Raw genomic sequence first — 15,820 nt, 5'->3', positions numbered from 1 at the left:
TCAGAGCTGAAAATCGTAAATCGACCCAAGCCCCAGAATCCCCGTCAGCTCATCCAGCGCCTTGCGCACCTCATCGAGCAGCATCGGATCACCCAGGTCATTCCGGGACAACTCCTCCCGGTAATGCGCCTCTACCCAGGTGGTCAGCCGCTCGTAAAGTTCATCATTGAGCAACACACCCTGATGCATGGCCTTGAGCTCGTCATCATTCAACACCACCCGTAACCGCAAACACGCTGGCCCGCCGCCGTTGCGCATGGACTGTTTGACGTCGAATACTTCCACCGATGTGATCGGCCCGGTGCCATCCACCAATTCATCCAGGTAACGGTTGACCGATGAAATTTCCCGGCACTCCCCTGGCACCGCCAGCATCATGCCGTCCGGTGTGTTCAGTAACTGGCTGTTGAACAGGTAGGAGGCCACCGCGTCTTCAAGTGGCACCTCCTCACTGCTCACCCGCAGGGCCTCCAGGTCTGTGTCGGTCAGGCGGGAACGGATGTCAGCGAGGACACGCTCTTCCTCGAGGAACGCCAGTTCATGGTAGAACAGGGTGTTGCCATTTCCCACCGCAATCACGTCGTTATGGAACACGCCAGCATCAATGGCATCCGGGTTCTGTTGTGCGAACACTGCGTGGCTGTCTCTCAGTCCGTGCAGCCGGGCGATGGCCTGGGAGGCTTCCAGGGTCTGGCGGGCGGGATAGAGCCTGGGTGCTGGCGCCTTTTCGTTGAAGGCTACCTGGCCATAGACGAACAGCTCCACACCGGGATCGCCGTAGCCTGCGCAGAGGCGGGTATGGTTGGCAGCGCCTTCATCGCCGAACTGGCTGACCGGGGGCAGTGCCGGGTGGTGGGCAAACCAGGACTCATCAGCGAAAATGGATTTCAGCGCCCGGCCGGTTACCTCGTGCTCAATCGAACGATGGAACTTGGCGCTCAGGTTGGCCGGGGTAAAGTGCACGCGGTGATCAGAAGTGTCCGCACTCGGCGAGACCGTGGCCGCATTGGCTGTCCACATGGTGGAAGCCGACGATACCGCTGCCAGGATGGAAGGGCTCTGTTCAGCGGCCGCCTTCAGTATATCGCTCTCGGAACCCTGGAAACCCAGTGCCCGCAAAGTGGGGATATGCGGTCGTTCATGGGGTGGCAGCACGCCCTGCACGTAGCCCCGGTCCGCCAGCCGTTTCATCTTGGCCAGCCCCTGCAGTGCCGCCTCTTTGGGGTTGGAGACCGAGCGAACGTTGGACCGGGAGGCCACATTACCCCAGGAAAGCCCGGCGTAGTTATGGGTAGGCCCTACCAGGCCATCGAAGTTGGCTTCTACCGCGTGCTTGGCCATGATCTGTTTTCCGTCAGTCGAAATTTAACCCCGGTGCAAGGCTATCCGGCACTTCGCTCTTTTTCGCTTCCAGCGAGGCCATGGGCCAGGCGCAGTAATCGGCAGCATAATAGGCGCTGGGGCGATGGTTGCCGCTGGCGCCAACACCACCGAAGGGGGCCGCACTGCTGGCACCGGTCAATGGCCGGTTCCAGTTCACGATGCCGGCGCGTACTTCGTCCGCCAGCCGCTGGTAGAGCTTGTGATCATCGGTCAGGATGCCGGCAGACAACCCGTAACGGGTGTTATTGGCCAGTTCCAGTGCCTCGTCAAAGCTCTTGTAGCGGTAAACCGTCAGCAGGGGCCCGAAGAATTCCTCGTCCACCAGGTCCAGGCCCGTGGCGTCCACGATACCCGGCGACAGCAGGCCGGTGCCCGCTTTCAACTGCTTCATCTCAAGCAGCGATTTGCCACCGTGGGTCAACAGGTCACGCTGGGCAGCCAGCAACTTATCAGCCGCTTCCGGCGAAATGACCGAGCCCATGAAGGGTTGCGGCTCTGCATCGAACTCCCCCACTTTGATCCGGCTGACCACCTCGGTAAAGCGCTCCAGGAAGCGGTCGCCCTTGGTACCTTTGGGCACCAGCAGCCGACGGGCGCAGGTGCAGCGCTGACCGGCAGACAGGAAGGCGGACTGAAGCGCATGGTGCACGGCGCCGTCCAGGTCATGGATATTTTGCACAATCAGCGGGTTGTTACCGCCCATTTCCAGAGCCAGAATTTTCTCGGGCTGGCCGCCGAACTGTTTGTGCAGCAGATGCCCGACGGTGGAGCTGCCGGTAAAGAACAGACCGTCCACTCCTGGATGGGATGACAGGGATTTGCCAGTGGATGCCGCCCCCTGAACCAGGTTAATCACCCCGGACGGGATGCCAGCCTTTTCCCAGAGTTTCACGGTCATTTCGGCAACACCCGGAGTCAGCTCACTGGGCTTGAATACCACGGTGTTACCCGCCAGCAAGGCCGGCACGATATGGCCATTGGGCAGATGCCCGGGAAAATTGTAGGGGCCAAACACCGCCACAACGCCATGGGGCCGGTGGCGCAATACCGCATGGCCGCCGGCCACCTCGGATTCGGAATGGCCGGTGCGGTGATGATAGGCGTTGACGGAAATCCCGATCTTGCCAATCATCGCCGCCACTTCGGTGCGGGATTCCCACAGGGGTTTGCCGGTTTCAAGGCCAATCCTCTGAGCCAGATCTTCCTTGTGCTCTTCCAGCAGCTTGCCAAACTTCTCCACCAGCGCCTGGCGTTCCTCAAACGGGCGCTTTCGCCAGCCCACGAACGCGGAGCGGGCCTCGCGTACGGCGGCGTCCACATCTTCAATGCTGGCACTGGTGCCGTCCCAGACGGTCTCGCCGGTTACAGGCTGGAGGGATTCGAACAGGTCGCCGTGGCCTTCCAGCCAGAGCCCGTCAATAAACAATTGGCCGGTGATTTTTTCCATAGTCGTTACCTCCTCCCGGTATCTTTCAAAGGGGCCAGCCGCACAAGGTCTCCGGATTCAACCTCCAGTGCCTCTGCCACTTCGGCCGGTATACTGACAGTATCGAGCCCGATGCACTCGGCAGGAATGGTGGTTACCCGAAAGTCCCGGAACGAACGATTGGATATCATTACCTGGTCTTCCGCCGGCACGTTCATATCCAGTGGATTCCTGCGGATCATCACATGGCGGTTAATGCCCTCGCGCACGGTGCGGATGTTGTGAACGAAAGCCTCAACCACCGGGCCACCGTCGAAAATGTCCACCATGCCGTTGAAGTTGAACCCTTCCGCCTGCAACATCTTCAGAGCCGGCGCAGTGTTGTCATGCACCCGGCCTATCACTGCCCGGGCAGCATCCGGCAGCATCGGCAGATAAATCGGGTATTTCGGCATCAATTCGGCAATAAACGACTTGTTGCCCAGCCCTGACAGGATGTCCGCTTCGCTGAATTCCATATCGAAAAACTGGGTGCCCAGCGCATCCCACAGGGGGCTCTGGCCGTTGCTGTCGGATACACCCCGCATCTCGGCAAACACCTTCTCGGAAAAGTGCTTCCTGAAATCGTCCAGGTACATGAACCGACAGCGAGACAGCAGCAACCCGCTGCCACCGCCCCGATGGGAGTCGGACAGCAGCAGCGAGCAGATCTCGGTGGTATCGGTCATGTCGTTGGACAGATGCAGCGTTGGCGTGCGTACGTGTACGCCCAACTCCCGTGAGGCATTCACAGTGACGCTCAGCCGGTAATTGTAGAACACTTCGTCCAGCCCCACCCGGGCCTGAATGCCGCTGATGCCCACGCACTGGCCCAGCTCGGTGTCCTCCAGGGCAAACAGGTATAGCCCGGCTTCCGGGGCGCAACGCTGGTTGAACGTTTCGCGGGTATGGTTGATCTTTTTCTGCAGCAACTCCCGGTCCGCCGGCAAGGTTGTCAGGCCTTTGCCGGCCCCCTGTGCCATGGCATAGAGGGCGTCCAGATCGTTCTCCTGTAATGGTCGGATCAACAACATACCGGCCTCCTGAGTGCGATCGCCCTGTTCATAACGGTGTGATCCTTACGTCGTCACCGGAGTTCCTGCCCAGGCACTTCCAGGTTTTCAGGGGCACCTTGACCTCGTCGCCGAGGCTTTCGCTCAGTAACGTCAGGGTGCAGCGAAAACCTTCGCCCTCACCACCGGAAATCAGGCAAAGCTCGCCGTCTTCCGAATTGGCCGCATGCAGGGTTTTCGGGTGGCTGGTAACAACGGATTTGAGCGCGTCGGTTCGTGCTTCCAGCACGGGGCCGGCGTCGAAAATATCCAGGTAACAGCCACTGTGGAAGCCTTCATGCTGCAGCAGTTCAAAGGTTGCACGGGTTTGCTGATGTGGCTGGCCCAGTGCTTCCCGGGCGGCCTTGCTGAGCAGCGTGACGTAAATGGGGTTGGGTGGCATGAGTTCGGCAATAAAGGTTTTGCTCAGCATCCCGGAATACTGGTCAGCGGTCTCGAAGTCCATATTGAAGAAGTGCCGGCCCAGACTGTCCCAGAAAGGCACCTCGCCGCTTTCCGTCTGCACGCCCTGTATTTCCACAACAATGTGATCGGTGAACAGATGCCGGTTGCCGCTAATAAACAGCATTCTGGCCCGCGAGAGCAGCTCGAAGGCGCCGGTGCCGCGCAGCTCGGGTTTGATGGCGAAAGAGCACAACAGGGTGTGATCGGTGAGCGAATGGGACGGGTACAGAACCTCCACCCGGCGGGAGATCCCCAGCTCATGGGACGCATGAACAAGAGCGTCCCGGCGGTAATTGTAGAAAGGTTGGCCGTTGCCCGCGCGGGCATCAATGCCGGAGACGCCATGAACTTTGCCGCTGCCGGTGTCTTCCAGCACGAACAGAAACCGCTTGGCTTCATCCGGCTTATTTCTGCCCGCAAACGAACGGGCCGACTGATCAATCTTGAGGGCGAGTGCCTCTTCTTTTTTGGGCAAGGTGGATGACATCCGGGGACCCTGGCCCCCGGCGATGTCGAGTATGTCTTTCAGGTCACCCGGCTGAGCCGGACGTACCAGCCACATAGGCGGCTCCCGTGGTTATCGTCTGCAAAGTTTATTGCCCGCAAACCTTTTTGACGCCGGCTTCAAAGCGGGTCAGCGCCTCCTCGAGGTCAGGCTCGGGAATAATCAGCGACGGTGCCAGCCTTACCACATTGGGGCCGGCAATCAGCACCATCACGCCTTCCGCCAGGCCGGCGTTGAGAAATTCCTTGGCCTTGCCTTTCCACTCCTCGGTCAATACGCAACCCAGCAACAGGCCCGCGCCACGAACCTCGCTGAAAATGCCGTAACGCTCACCGATATCCATCATGCCCTTGCGCAGCTTGTCGGAGCGGGCTGCCACTCCCTTGAGGATATCCGGCTGGCTGACGGTATCGATCACCCGCTGGGCAACGGCGCAGGCCAGAGCGTTGCCGCCGTAGGTACTGCCATGGGTGCCAACACCGAGGCTCCTGGCGACTTTTTCCGTGGTGAGCATGGCCGCCACCGGGAAACCGCCACCCAGGCCTTTGGCGGTAGAGAGAATGTCCGGTGTAACACCGTACATCTGGTAGGCGTAAAGGTAGCCAGTGCGGCCAACCCCGGACTGAACCTCATCGAACACCAGCAGGGCATCGTTTTCATCGCAGAGCTGGCGCAGCCCCTTGAGGAAATCGGCATCGCCGGGCATCACCCCGCCCTCGCCCTGGATAGGCTCTACCACCACGGCGCAGGTTTTTGCTTTCGATATCAGCTTTCTGACGGATTCCAGGTCATTGAAATCGGCGTGGTGAATGCCACCCGGCGCCGGCTCGAAACCCTCCAGGTACTTGGGCTGGCCACCCACACTCACGGTAAACAGGGTGCGGCCGTGGAAGGAGTTTCTGAAAGAGATAATCTCGTTCTTCTCCGGGCCGAAATGCTCCCAGGCGTACCGGCGGGCCAGTTTGAAGGCGGCTTCGTTGGCCTCACCACCGGAGTTGGCGAAAAACACGCGCTCGGCAAAGGTCAGGTCGCATAGGGTTTTTGCCAGCCGCAGCGCCGGCTCGTTGGTCATCACATTGGACAGGTGCCAGATTTTCTCGGCCTGATCCATCAGCGCACTCACCAGGCCAGGGTGGGAGTGCCCCAGACATGTCACCGCAATACCGCCCGCCAGATCGATATACTCCTTTCCCTCCTGATCCCACACGTGGGAACCTTCCCCTTTGACGGGAACCACCGACCCCGGTGCGTAGTTGGGGACCATTACCTCATCGAATAATTCACGGCTGACGGGTTCTCTGTTCATCGGTTTCTCTCAGACAAAAACATGAAACGGTACGTTCAATCATACGCCACTCAGGGCATGTGCACATCCGGCAGGCCAATCGCTTCCAGCTCAACCATCTTCAGCGAACGCCCATCCTGCCCCATCAGGGCCTTGACCACCAGTTTGTAGGAATCCAGGTCAAAATTCACAGCCTGCCCCCGCAGCGATAACTCCTGCAGCTCACCTTCATCGTGCAACGTGGCGACATGCATCCAGTTATACACCACCAGGATGTCGGTCCGGTTGGTTGCTGCATTGTGCTCGAACACGGCCACCGGCCCTTTCCATGGCCATGTTTTCAGGCGCAGGCCGTGAAAGGCAATCTGCACCCGCAGGTTGTACTTCACCACATCCTCGCCACCGTCACAGGCCCCTTTACAGCGGCCCAGTGTGCGCTGAAAACAGGGGCCCTCGTGTTCCGGCTCCAGCCCCAGCAACTTGTTACAGAGGTCGTTCTTCGCGGCGATACCGCTGAGTGCCTTCTCCGCATCCTTCTTGCTACGAAACAGCCCGAAGTAATCACCCAGCCGATGAGGCTCGATTTCACGAACCAGCCGGGCCTGCAGATAACCGCCTGCATTCTTCGCAAGCTCGATACTCACTAAATTCTTGGCAGCCCGGGAGCGGCGATTGAACAGTGGCTTGAGCTGTTTTATCTGCTTTAATTCAAGCAGTAACGCACCCAGCTCGCCAGCGGTTTCTGTCCAGTCCACCCGCCGCAGGCTTTCCGACATGCGAACGCCACGGCTGGAATTGTGGTCCCCGGAGAAGTGGGAAGCGACCCGCTGGGCGATGTTAGTACTTTTACCTACGTACAGAAGCACGTCATTTTCACCATAGAACCGGTACACCCCCGGCCCGCGGGGAAGATCCTGCAACACGTCCACAGGCAGGTTGGAGGGAATGCTCGGCCGCTGCAGCAGTTGGCCAATCGCCGTCTCCATGGCTGGCGCACCTTTTTCGGCCAGGGCATGATCAAAAAAAGACATCATGGCTGACACATCCCCCATGGCCCGGTGACGCTGAACCCGTGCAAGCCCGTGGCGCTCGATCAGCGCATCCATATTATGGCGCCGGAAACCGGCGTAAAGTCTGCGGGAAAGCTTGACGGTGCAGAGTACCTTCGCGGAGAACAGCAACCCCAGCCGCCGGAACTCGGCCTTGATAAAGCCGTAATCAAAGCGGGCATTGTGGGCTACAAAAATGGTGTCCTTCAGCTGCTCCTCCAGCTCACCGGCAATGTCCGCAAACACCGGCGCATCAGCCACCATCGCATTGGAGATGCCGGTCAGGCTTTGAATAAAGGGGGAAATCCGCGCTTCCGGATTGACCAGGGTCTGCCACTCCCCCACAACCTGCCCCGAACGCCAGAAACGGATGCCGATCTCCGTAATGCGATCGTGGGAGTTGTTGCCACCGGTGGTCTCGATATCGAGAAAAGCAAAGGTGGCGGTATCAAGAATTCGAATATTTTTCGTCATGGAAGATAGGTACGCAAAGCCGGAAATAACCGATGTTTTGCCCGACTGGCGGGCAGAAATAAACACAATCCTCAAAAAGTTCACCTAACCCACCGATTTCGTTGTATAGACATTCGTCTAATTAATGCAAGAATTTATTTGAAATGTCATGGATTCGTAACTACTTTGAGGTGGGTCCAACAAAAATAATGTGTGGAGACAACAAAGATGCAAAGCAACAAATTAAGAATGGCAATTCGTGTAACTGCAGCGACGGCCGTTTTGGGGGTAGCCGGGCAGGCACACGCCCTGACTCTGGACGTCAATGACGATGTAGAAGCGAAAATCTACGGCTACGCCCGCCTGAACATGACTTACGACATTGATGACGACCGTCAGGTTTCAACCGGTGCGGGTTCATTTTCCCCTTCCGCGAATCCCGACAGAGAGGGCCACTTTGACGCTAATGTTCAGCAAAGCCGCATCGGTCTGAACGTAATGCACAACTCCGGCGCCTCGGTTACCATCGAAAGTGATTACCGGGGTTCAGGCAGCGAGCCCGGCAGCCTGCGGATACGCCATGCATTCGGCGAATATCAGGGGTTCATGGCTGGTCGTAACTGGTCGAACTTTGTAAGTTTCGTTGGTAATACGCCGACTCTGGACTTCGACAGCTTGGCAGGCACCGCAGGCAGCCAGGATCGTGCCGAGCAGATTCGTTACACCACAGGCGCCATGTCTTTCTCGCTGGAAGATCCGAGCAGTCAGGCCATTTCTGGTGGCGAAGGGCGGACTTCTGCTCCCGCGTTCACTGCACGCATTCAGGACTCCGCTGGCGGAATTTCCTATTCTGCAGCTGCCCTTGCAAGCCAGGTAACGCACGACGATGGAAGCAATGACGACAGCGCCATCGGTTTTGCTGCTTTTGGTGCCGCATCATTCGCACTGACCGATATGGTCAGTATTCAGGGCGCTATCAACTACTCTGACGGTGCAAACGGGTATCTGTGGCGCTCCGGTTCTAACTATTATGGACCTAGCGCATACCTTGACGGCGATGATGTTGAAACCATTGAAGGTTACGGCGGATCGATTGGCGTGAGTTTCGACTTGGGTGGCGGAAGCAGTATCAATGTTGGCTATGGCATGACAGAATTGGATCTGGACGATGCGGTAGCTGCCGGACAAGCAACAAATGCTGACCCCGAAACCAACCAGAACATTCTGGCTAACTATATGTGGACCCCCGTCCAGAACGTCATGATGGGTGTGGAATATGGTTACTTTGATCAGGAGACCGTGGGCGGTGACAGCTCTGACGCCAACCGTGTCATGTTCTCAGCGCAGTACAGCTTCTAAACCTTTTTAGAAGTTAACTCAGCAGAAACCCCGGCTCCGGCCGGGGTTTTTGTTTTGGTCAACAAAGTTAAGGCATGGCAGCAGATCGTCAAGGCTAAATCACAGCCAGACCAGACCAATGACCAAGCGGAACCAGGGAGGAGATATCACAGTCGCTACAACAAGCAAGGCCGGTCAGGTTATTCAGAACCGTGGAGCGCCAGGGACGGCGCGACCGAGCCCTACAGGGACGTATCCACGGGCGTGTTCCGAATAACCTGACCGGCCTTGCGAAAGCCCCATAACCCGCAGGCTACAGGGCCCTATACAGCCAGCCTTAAAGAAGCAGGGAGCGAATATCCCCCAACAACTGACTCAACATGGACGTAAACCGGGCAGCATCCGCCCCGTTCACTGCCCGGTGATCATAGGACAGCGACAACGGCAGCATCAACCGCGGCTGGAAACCCTTGCCATCCCAGACCGGCTTCATCGCCGCCTTGGACACACCAAGAATCGCCACCTCCGGCGTATTGACGATCGGCGTAAACGCCGTGCCGCCGATACCACCCAGACTGGTGATGGTAAAGCAGGCACCCTGCATTTCTGCCGGTTTCAGCTGCTTGTCCCGGGCCTTCTGGGCCAGTTCCGCACTTTCCGCGGCCAGCTCCCAGAGCCCCTTCTTGTCGACATTCCGGATCACCGGCACCATCAGACCGTTGGGCGTATCCACCGCAATCCCGATGTGAATGTACTGTTTACGGATCACTTCCTTGCGGTCCATGTCCAGCGCCACATTGAACTGGGGCAACTCAGCCAGCGCCGTGGCACAGGCCTTCAGCAGGAATGGAAGCGGCGTCATTTTCACGCCCTTCTTCTCGCCAGCCGCTTTTTGCGCCTTGCGGAAGTCTTCCATGTCGGTGATGTCCGCGTCCTCGAACTGGGTGACGTGGGGCACGTTCAGCCAGCTGCGCTGCATGTTATTCGCCGTGGCGAACATCATGCGGGACATGGATTCCCTTTCAATCTCACCGAACTGGCTGAAGTCCGGCAGTTTGACACCGGGAATACCGGAACCAGCGGCACCCGAGGAAACCGCGCTGCCCTGCTGGGTCTGCTGCAGCTGGCTCTTCACGTAGGCCTGCACATCGTCTTTCAGGATGCGGTTTTTCGGGCCGGATCCCTTTATGCGGGTCAGATCCGCGCCGAATTCACGGGCCAGCTTTCGCACCGCAGGGCCGGCGTGAACCTTGGCCCCCGGCGTGGGCGGCTCGTAGGTTGCCGACGGCTGCTCGGGCTTTGGCTCTTCACTCTTGCCTTTCGACTCCTCCGTCTTGGCTTCCTGCTTGTCGCCGCCGGAAGACTCTGCGGCGTCAGAGGAGGCTTCTTCTTCGTCGCTTCCGCCGCCTTCACCACCGTCTTCCGTTACCGTCATTTCCAACAGTTCGTGGCCCTCGGAGATTTTATCTCCCTCGGACACCAGGATCTTGCCGACCTTGCCGGCGTAGGGAGACGGAATCTCCATGGTCGCCTTGTCGGACTCCACGGTGACCATCGGGTCGTCCACGGCTATCTCGTCGCCCTCGCTGACGTTGATCTCGATAACGGGCACGTCGTCGAAGCCGTCCAGCGACGGCGCCTTCACGGTTTCCTTGCGGGAACCGCCGGATTTCTTCGGCGCCGGTTTTTTCTCTTCGGCTTTGTCTTCCTTGTCATCTGACTTCGCTTCGGTTTTCTCCTCCTCAGCGGAGCTGGCCTCTTCGCCGCTGCCTTTGTCATCACCGGAACCACCGGCCGCGCCGGCTTCCATCATGCCAACAACGTCGCCTTCCTTGACCTTGTCACCCACCTTGACGGTGATCTTGGTGATCTTGCCGGCACCGGGCGAGGGCAACTCAACCGATGCCTTGTCGGACTCTACAGTCAGTATCGGATCTTCTTCCTCAACCGAATCCCCCTTGCTGACGAGGATTTCGATAACCTCGACCTCGTCTGCACCGCCGAGATCCGGAACCTTGATTTCCTGTTCACTCATGGCGGTCTCCTTAGGCCAGCACCGGGTTCGTTTTGTTGCGATCGATTCCGTACTTGCGCATGGCTTCGAGAACCACGTCCTCCTTGATCTCACCGTCCCGAGCCAGAGCCGCCAGTGCGGTCACCGCCACGTAGTAGCGATCCACCTCGAAGTGGCTCCGCAGTTTCTCGCGGGTGTCACTGCGGCCGAAGCCGTCGGTGCCCAGGGTGAGGTAGGTTTTGGGGATGTAGGCACGAATCTGCTCAGACAGCAGTTTGATGTAGTCGGTGGAAGACACCACCGGCCCCTGCTGCTTCTCCAGGCACTGGGTAACGTACGCCTTCTTGGCCGTGTCATCAGGATGCAGGCGGTTCCAGCGCTCGATGTGCAGACCGTCGCGGGCCAGCTCATTGAAGCTGGTGACACTCCAGACATCACTGGCCACGCCAAAGTCGTCCTTCAGCAACTGGGCCGCAGCACGCACCTCGTTGAGGATGGCACCGGAGCCGAGCAGCTGAACCCGGGGCGTTTTCTTGCGTCCCTTGGTTTCAACAGACTCGATCTGGTACATGCCCTTGATGATGCCGTCTTCGACTTTCTTGTCTTTCGGCATGGCGGGCTGTTCGTAGTTTTCGTTCTCGATGGTCAGGTAGTAGAAGACGTTCTGGTTGTCCTCGAACATTTCCTTGATGCCGTGCTGTACCACCACCGCCATCTCGTAGCCGTAAGCCGGGTCGTAGGCCTTACAGCTGGGGATGGTCTGGGCCAGGATATGACTGTGACCATCCTGGTGCTGCAGGCCTTCACCATTGAGCGTGGTGCGCCCCGCGGTACCACCGATCAGGAAGCCGCGGGCCTGGATATCGCCAGAGGCCCAGGCAAGATCGCCCACCCGCTGGAAGCCGAACATGGAGTAGAAGATGTAGAACGGCACCAGCGGAAAATTGTTGGTGCTGTAGGAGGTGGCCGCCGCCATCCAGGCTGCCATGGAGCCATCCTCGTTGATGCCCTCCTCAAGCACCTGACCCTTCTTGTCCTCCTTGTAGTACATGATCTGTTCACGGTCTTCCGGCACGTACTTCTGGCCTTCCGAGGTGTAGATGCCCAACTGGCGGAACATGCCCTCCATACCGAAGGTACGGGCTTCGTCCGGCACGATGGGAACAATCCGTTTGCCAATGCGCTTGTCTTTGGTCAGGGCTGTGAGCAACCGCACAAAGGCCATGGTGGTGGAAATTTCACGGCCATTGGAGCCATCCAGCAGCGCCTTGAAAGTATCCAGCGGCGGCGTCTGTAACGGCTGGCAGTCCTTACGGCGCTTGGGATAGAAGCCGCCCAGTTCCTGCCGGCGTTTCTTCATGTAGACCATTTCCGGGCTGTCAGGCGCCGGGCGGTAGTAAGGCACATCCTTGAGCTCATCGTCCTTGAGCGGAACGGCAAACCGGTCACGGAAGGCCTTCAGCTGCTCAATGTCCATCTTTTTCAGGGAATGTGCGGTATTCTGGGCCTCACCGGCGGTGCCGAAGCCGTAACCCTTGACGGTGTGGGCCAGAATGACCGTGGGCCGGCCGCCGTTGTTGTTAATCGCATGATGATAGGCCGCATAGACCTTGTAGGGGTCGTGGCCACCACGGTTCAGCTTGTTGATGTCCTCGTCGGTGAGATTTTCCACCATCTTGGACAGCTCCGGGTATTTGCCGAAGAAATGCTTGCGGGTGTAAGCCGGGCCGTTGCTCTTGAAGTTCTGCAGGTCGCCGTCCACGGCTTCATCCATCACGCGCTGCATCAGACCATCCGTGTCCTGATCAAACAGCGGATCCCACATGCGGCCCCAGACAACTTTCAGCACGTTCCAGCCGGCGCCCCGGAAGACGCCTTCCAACTCCTGGATAATCTTGCCATTGCCCCGTACCGGCCCGTCCAGGCGCTGCAGGTTGCAGTTGACGACAAAGATGAGGTTGCTGAGGTTCTCGCGGCCGGCCACAGAGATGGAGCCCAGGGTTTCCGGCTCGTCACACTCGCCATCGCCGACGAAGCACCACACCTTGCGGTCGCCCATGTCGATCAGCTCACGGCTGTGCAGGTACTTCATCACGTGAGCCTGGTAAATGGCCTGTATCGGCCCCAGGCCCATGGACACCGTGGGAAACTGCCAGTAGTCCGGCATCAGCCAGGGGTGAGGGTAAGAGGAGAGGCCATTGCCATCCACTTCTTCCCGGTACTTGTCCAACTGCTCTTCGTCAAAACGGCCTTCCAGGTAGGAGCGGGCGTAGATGCCCGGCGAGGAGTGGCCCTGGAAATACACCAGGTCTGATTCCCGCTTTTCATTACCACCGTGGAAGAAGTAGTTGAAGCCAACATCGTACAGTGTCGCCGCCGAGGAGAACGAAGACACATGCCCGCCCAGCTCACCCGGGCGCTGATTGGCGCGCATGACCATCGCCATGGCATTCCAGCGGATCAGGGAACGGATACGACGCTCCATAAACAGGTCACCCGGCATGCGGGCTTCCTGGGTGACCGGGATGGAATTGCGGAATGGCGTGGTGATGGAATAAGGCAACTCGGTGCCGTCGCGGCTGGCTCGTTCGGAGAGCCTTTCAAGAATGTACTTGGCGCGATCAACGCCCTCCTGCTCGATCAGAGACTCCAGCGCATCCAGCCATTCACTGGTCTCTATGGGATCATCGTCCTGGTACATCAAACCTCCCCTTGGCATTTAAAAGTGCGGCGCGGGCCACGATCAGCAACTGAGCGCCTTGCAGTGTCGATAAGCTGCGATGAAATGCAGAGCGTTTTGTTGTGGGTATTCGCTTGTCTGTTACCTTGAACAAGCATAGAACACGATTGCCAGTTTTACTGCCTGAAGCACCCTTGCTTTAACGGCTTTTGGCCTGACAGATTCGGAAACCGACCACACACTCGCCTGGAACAGCCTGGATTTGCGTAGTATTTTTACTACATTTTGATGCCAGACTTCAATTTTCAGGGCAAAATCAGGCAGCCTGCCGGACTATTTCGGTTACTTACGCAAGAATGGCGCCTTTTTCATCTGCAAACAAGCATGCTCCGACCAATGTCGTAGTATTCCTACCCGAATCGAAAACGTTGTCGCGACTGTTTTGTTTAGACCTGAAAATGCTTCTGGATTTATGTATACTCGCCTGCCCGTTTTTTAACCAGCGGAGCGGTGGCGAATTTCCACCCTCCTGAATTGGCGCATAACCAAAGAGGGCGATCTATGAACTCCATCGTCACGTTCCCGAACCGCATACCCACTGCCGAGTTCGAAGAGCGGCGTTTCAAGGTCTATACGGACCGCCAGCTCGACAAGATTGACGTTATACAGAATCTCCCTGGAGAGACCCTGTTTGAAATGAAGGTAGTCGCCAGCGTGCTGCCTTTCCGCGTAAACGAATACGTGATCAACGAACTGATCAACTGGGACAAGGTGCCCAACGACCCCATCTATCAGCTGGTATTTCCCCAGAAAGGCATGCTGAAGGACGAGCATTACGAGCGCATGGCTGCGCTGCACCGGGACGGGGCCGACAAGAAAGAGATCCAGGCGGTAGCGAAAGAGATCCGCGATGAGCTGAACCCGCACCCGGCCGGCCAGATGGAAATGAACATGCCGGAGCTCAACGGCGAGGTTCTGGACGGCGTACAGCACAAATACCGGGAAACCGTTCTGTTCTTCCCCGCCCAGGGCCAGACCTGCCATTCCTACTGCACCTTCTGCTTCCGTTGGGCACAGTTTGTGGGTGACAAAGACCTGAAGATGGCCAGCACTGAAGCGGAAAAGCTCCACGGCTATCTGCAGGAGCACACCGAAGTCAGTGACCTGCTCGTCACCGGTGGCGATCCCATGGTGATGAAGACCAAGAACCTGGTCCAGTATCTGGAGCCATTGCTGGCGCCGGAATTTGACCACATCCAGACCATCCGCATCGGCACCAAGGCGCTTACCTTCTGGCCCTACCGTTTCGTGACCGACAAGGATGCAGACGAGCTGATCGACCTGTTTGCGCGCCTGGTCGATGCCGGCAAGCACGTGGCCATCATGGCCCACTACAACCACTGGCAGGAAATCACCACCGATATCGCCGAGGAGGCCATTCGCCGCCTGCGCGCTACCGGCGCTGAAATCCGCGCCCAGGGCCCACTGATCAAGCACGTGAATGACAACGCCGACGACTGGGCGAAACTGTGGAACAAGGAAGTGCAGCTGGGCATCATCCCCTACTACATGTTTGTGGAGCGGGACACCGGCGCCAAGAACTACTTCGAAGTGCCCCTGGTGGAGGCATTCCACATCTACCGCGAGGCCATGAAACAGGTTTCGGGCCTGGCCCGCACCGCCCGCGGCCCGTCAATGAGCGCCGGCCCCGGCAAGGTAGAGGTGCAGGGCATCACCGAGATCAACGGTGAGAAGGTGTTTGTGCTGCGTTTTATCCAGGCCCGCAACCCGGACTGGGTGCAGCGCCCGTTCTTTGCCAAATACAGCGAGACAGCCACCTGGCTGCATGAGCTGGAACCAGCCCTTGGAGAGGATAAGTTCTTCTTCGAGGACGAGTATGAAGAAATGAAGAAGGGTAACGGATAACAGCCGCCCTTTTTTAAACGGCCCCTGATTGGGGCCGTTTTTTTCGGGGGTACCCGTCGGGTTTCGCCTGCGGCTCTCCCCGACCTACTAGTGCATCAGTGTATATAGCTTGCGCCGGTAGGTGCGCACATCCGGGTTGTTGTTACCCAGCTTGTCGAACAGCTCGATCAGTGTGGTTTTGGCCACTTCGTCCTTGTACTTGCTG

At 58.2% G+C, this 15,820-nt stretch carries 11 protein-coding genes; 2 read left to right on the top strand and 9 right to left on the bottom strand.

Going from position 1 to position 15,820, the window contains the following annotated elements; translation table 11 throughout:
- The 6 genes from astB to ACESMB_RS09795 are packed head-to-tail and all read right to left on the bottom strand — an operon-like array spanning position 1 to position 7,678.
- Positions 1–1,341 (bottom strand): N-succinylarginine dihydrolase, encoded by a 1,341-nt coding sequence (gene astB / locus ACESMB_RS09820; RefSeq protein ID WP_372971429.1) that lies wholly within the window; start codon positions 1,339–1,341, stop codon positions 1–3.
- 13 nt (positions 1,342–1,354) lie between these two features.
- Positions 1,355–2,830, bottom strand: a complete 1,476-nt coding sequence (gene astD, locus ACESMB_RS09815) for a succinylglutamate-semialdehyde dehydrogenase (protein WP_372927692.1) — start codon at positions 2,828–2,830, stop codon at positions 1,355–1,357.
- Positions 2,831–2,835: 5 nt separating this feature from the next.
- Entirely contained in the window at positions 2,836–3,882 is a 1,047-nt protein-coding gene (gene astA / locus ACESMB_RS09810; protein WP_372971428.1) for an arginine N-succinyltransferase, read from the bottom strand.
- Positions 3,883–3,910: 28 nt separating this feature from the next.
- On the bottom strand, positions 3,911–4,927 hold the full coding sequence (locus tag ACESMB_RS09805) for an arginine N-succinyltransferase (RefSeq protein WP_372971427.1): 1,017 nt from the start codon (positions 4,925–4,927) through the stop codon (positions 3,911–3,913).
- A 31-nt stretch (positions 4,928–4,958) separates the two neighbouring features.
- The gene (locus ACESMB_RS09800; protein ID WP_372971426.1) at positions 4,959–6,176 is read right to left on the bottom strand and encodes an aspartate aminotransferase family protein; all 1,218 of its coding nucleotides are present in this window, start codon (positions 6,174–6,176) and stop codon (positions 4,959–4,961) included.
- A gap of 50 nt (positions 6,177–6,226) precedes the next feature.
- Positions 6,227–7,678, bottom strand: a complete 1,452-nt coding sequence (locus tag ACESMB_RS09795; RefSeq protein WP_372971437.1) for an exonuclease domain-containing protein — start codon at positions 7,676–7,678, stop codon at positions 6,227–6,229.
- A gap of 192 nt (positions 7,679–7,870) precedes the next feature.
- Here ACESMB_RS09795 and ACESMB_RS09790 point away from each other — a divergent pair, with 192 nt between their 5' ends.
- A complete protein-coding gene (locus tag ACESMB_RS09790) occupies positions 7,871–9,016 on the top strand; it encodes a DcaP family trimeric outer membrane transporter (protein WP_372971425.1) in 1,146 nt (381 codons plus the stop codon).
- Between the two features lie 316 nt (positions 9,017–9,332).
- On the opposite strand, the gene aceF is transcribed toward ACESMB_RS09790, so the two are convergent.
- Positions 9,333–11,030 (bottom strand): dihydrolipoyllysine-residue acetyltransferase, encoded by a 1,698-nt coding sequence (gene aceF / locus ACESMB_RS09785; protein WP_372971424.1) that lies wholly within the window; start codon positions 11,028–11,030, stop codon positions 9,333–9,335.
- Between the two features lie 10 nt (positions 11,031–11,040).
- Complete coding sequence (gene aceE / locus ACESMB_RS09780) at positions 11,041–13,710, bottom strand: pyruvate dehydrogenase (acetyl-transferring), homodimeric type (protein WP_372927586.1); 2,670 nt, start codon at positions 13,708–13,710, stop codon at positions 11,041–11,043.
- A 540-nt stretch (positions 13,711–14,250) separates the two neighbouring features.
- Here aceE and ACESMB_RS09775 point away from each other — a divergent pair.
- Positions 14,251–15,615, top strand: a complete 1,365-nt coding sequence (locus tag ACESMB_RS09775) for a KamA family radical SAM protein (protein WP_372971423.1) — start codon at positions 14,251–14,253, stop codon at positions 15,613–15,615.
- Between the two features lie 87 nt (positions 15,616–15,702).
- On the opposite strand, the gene ACESMB_RS09770 is transcribed toward ACESMB_RS09775, so the two are convergent.
- A partial coding sequence (locus ACESMB_RS09770) for a tetratricopeptide repeat protein (RefSeq protein WP_372971436.1) occupies positions 15,703–15,820 on the bottom strand: 118 nt, incomplete at its 5' end.

Origin of the sequence: Marinobacter sp. (genome assembly GCF_041686475.1) — a bacterium.
GTDB lineage: Bacteria > Pseudomonadota > Gammaproteobacteria > Pseudomonadales > Oleiphilaceae > Marinobacter.
Note: the sequence above shows the minus strand (reverse complement) of the source record. Positions and strands in the feature narration are given on the sequence as shown.

Coding starts and splice junctions, on each gene's coding strand:
- ACESMB_RS09795 (WP_372971437.1), bottom strand. CDS start 7,678: ATGACGAAAAATATTCGAATTCTTGATACCGCCACCTTTGCTTTTCTC.
- ACESMB_RS09775 (WP_372971423.1), top strand. CDS start 14,251: ATGAACTCCATCGTCACGTTCCCGAACCGCATACCCACTGCCGAGTTC.
- aceE (WP_372927586.1), bottom strand. CDS start 13,710: ATGTACCAGGACGATGATCCCATAGAGACCAGTGAATGGCTGGATGCG.
- ACESMB_RS09805 (WP_372971427.1), bottom strand. CDS start 4,927: ATGTGGCTGGTACGTCCGGCTCAGCCGGGTGACCTGAAAGACATACTC.
- aceF (WP_372971424.1), bottom strand. CDS start 11,030: ATGAGTGAACAGGAAATCAAGGTTCCGGATCTCGGCGGTGCAGACGAG.
- astA (WP_372971428.1), bottom strand. CDS start 3,882: ATGTTGTTGATCCGACCATTACAGGAGAACGATCTGGACGCCCTCTAT.
- ACESMB_RS09800 (WP_372971426.1), bottom strand. CDS start 6,176: ATGAACAGAGAACCCGTCAGCCGTGAATTATTCGATGAGGTAATGGTC.
- astB (WP_372971429.1), bottom strand. CDS start 1,341: ATGGCCAAGCACGCGGTAGAAGCCAACTTCGATGGCCTGGTAGGGCCT.
- astD (WP_372927692.1), bottom strand. CDS start 2,830: ATGGAAAAAATCACCGGCCAATTGTTTATTGACGGGCTCTGGCTGGAA.